Source organism: Mycobacterium asiaticum (genome assembly GCF_001668675.1).
In the GTDB taxonomy this organism is placed as follows: domain Bacteria; phylum Actinomycetota; class Actinomycetes; order Mycobacteriales; family Mycobacteriaceae; genus Mycobacterium; species Mycobacterium asiaticum_D.
In genome coordinates this window covers 1-2,455 of record NZ_LZKQ01000194.1, presented here as the reverse complement: position 1 = coordinate 2,455, position 2,455 = coordinate 1, and the positions used below count along the sequence as shown (strand labels likewise).

Sequence of the window (2,455 nt, the reverse complement as noted above, 5' to 3'; positions counted from 1 at the left end):
GTGGCCACGGCGGTGGGCCCGCGCCTCAGGCTGGTGGCGGCGGCAACGGTCCTGGTGGCGGTGGCCCTGGCGGCGGCTCGGTGGTGGGCACCGCTGCACTGGGCGGTGGCACCTCGCTGGGCGGCGGCAACGGGGGGAGCGCCGGCGGACTGGTCGGCAGCAGGCTGGGCAGCTTTGCGCTGGGCTGGGGCGCGACGCTGGGCACGATCGCGGGCTGATGCGGGACGTGCCGCTGCTCGACGGCCGTGAGCGAGATCGCCACCCCGCCGATCGCCGTAAGGGCCACCGCGGCGCACAGCCCGATCAGCACCTGCGACAACCGAATGCGGCGCCAGGGCGGCTCTTTGGGCGGGTCGATGATGTTCAGCCGCATCGAGAAGCACGGGCCGTCCTCGTTGTACGAGTCGCCGTCGAAGCGGGTCATCACCTCCGGGAACTCGGTCTGCGACCAGGCCAGCTCGCGCTCGGTCAACGCGTCCTGATCGATCACCAGCAGGTCGCCGGGCGGCAGGTCGAGCAGGCTGGTGCCGGCGGAGGCGCCGGTGGCGGACGAAGCCGCCGCCGCCATCGCTCCGATGGATACCCGGGTCCGCAGGTCGAGCAGTCCCCCGCGCTTGGCCAGCAACAGGGCGCCGCGCGCGGCCGCGGCGACCGGTTCCGACGCGGTCAGGACCGGCACCCGGGTGTGGAACGAAAGACGTTGACTGACGAGCGGAATAGTGGCACCGCCGCCGACCGTCACCACCGCGGCCAGATCGGCGAAGCTGGAGCTGTTGCGCGCCAGCATGTCGTCGAAGGCGTAGATGAAACCGGTCAGCCGGTCGGAGATCAGATCTTCGAACTTCTCCCGGCTCAACTCGATGCCGATGCTGCGCCCGGACAGTTCGGCAACCAACTCGGTGACGGCGTCGGTGGACAACCGCTCCTTGGCTTCCCGGCACTGCTCGCGCAGGGCACCGAGCTGCGAAAGCATGGCGGTGCTCGTCTGGTCGATGTCCTTGTGGCCTAGGACGTCGATGGCGTGCAGCAGCAGCGCCTGGTCGATCTGGTTGCCGGAGAAATCCTCGTAACGCATTGTGGCGCCGATTGGTTCGAAGTCGCTCTTGCGCTCCAGCAGGGTCACGCACGTTCCGGAGGCACCGAAGTCGAGCAGGCCCACCACACCCTCGGCGGGAAGCTCGGCTTCGGCGTTGACCGCCGTCAGGGCAGCGATGGCGTCGGGCACCAGCCGGGGGGCCATGCCGCTGCGCACGAAACCGACGTGCGTCCGCAACGCATTGCGCAACGCCTGTACCGTGCTCGGCTTCCAGTGCGCGGGAACGGCAATCGCGATCTCGGCGGCACTCGCGTCCGCCCCCGCCGCGACGACCATCGCGTCCAGCGCCTCGACCGTCAGCAGGTCGGGATCATGCGCGGATCCGTCCGGCGAGACCAGCGCGACGGAATCGCCGATCCGTTCCACGAAGCCACTCATCAGCGTGCCTGGTTCGGCGAGCACTGAAAACTCGCCGAACGCACCAAGTTTCGGGGCGCAGTGCGGATACAGGGTGAGCACGGCGCGACGGATAACCGGAGAGTTCCCGTTAGCCGCCGCAACCAAGTTCATGGTCCCGATCGACAACCCCAGCGGGTCGTACATAGAGCAGATACTTTCGTCGATAGCGGGTCGGTAGCCAGCGCGTTAACCATAGCCAGCGACACCCCGGATGTGCTTCGGCCCCAACCTTATTGGTATCCGGTCGATGCCGTGTCGTCACCAAAAAGGTATGACCGGCGCTATTGACAGAGCGGCTCCCAGCGCGCCGCCGGCCAGCCCTGCGAGCCGACGGCAAAGGCGGTGTGCTGCAATGAGCGGGTGACCCTTCCCGAGTTTCCCGTAGCCGACGTCGAAGCGATCAAACAGGTCAAGTACCGCTACCTGCGGGCCATGGACACCAAGCACTGGGACGAGTTCGCCGAGACGATGACCGAGGACATCGTCGGCGCCTACGGCTCGTCGCTGGGCAAAGAGCTGCATTTCGACAACCGTAAGGACCTTGTCGAGTACCTGAGTTCGGCGATGGGACCCGGTGTGGTCACCGAGCACCGGGTGACGCACCCCGAGATCACCGTCACCGGCGACACCGCTTCGGGGATCTGGTATCTGCAGGACCGGGTGATCGTGGCCGAGTTCGACTTCATGCTGATCGGGGCGGCGTTCTACCGCGACCAGTACCGGCGCACCCCGGACGGCTGGCGGATCAGCGCGACCGGCTACGACCGCACCTACGAGGCGACAATGTCGGTGGCGGACCTGAAGTTCCACGTCAAACCCGGCCGCGCACGGGCGGATTTCCAGGGCTGAGCAGACGCGCAACCCCCCCCCCCCCCCGGGGGGGGGGGGGGTTTGGGGGGGGGGGCGGGGGGGCCGGGGGTGGTGGGGGTAGGCGTCCCCCCCGCGGGGGGGCGGCCCCGG

General features: G+C 68.6%; 1 protein-coding gene and 1 pseudogene. One reads left to right on the top strand and one right to left on the bottom strand.

The window, feature by feature from the left end; translation table 11 throughout:
• Positions 1-52 precede the first annotated feature (52 nt).
• A pseudogene (locus tag A9X01_RS16615) lies at positions 53-1,639 on the bottom strand (Hsp70 family protein); the annotation flags it as partial.
• A gap of 198 nt (positions 1,640-1,837) precedes the next feature.
• On the opposite strand from A9X01_RS16615, the gene A9X01_RS16610 reads away from it, so the two are divergent.
• Positions 1,838-2,344: a nuclear transport factor 2 family protein gene (locus A9X01_RS16610; protein ID WP_036351615.1), complete on the top strand. Its 507-nt coding sequence runs from the start codon at positions 1,838-1,840 to the stop codon at positions 2,342-2,344.
• Positions 2,345-2,455 lie beyond the last annotated feature (111 nt).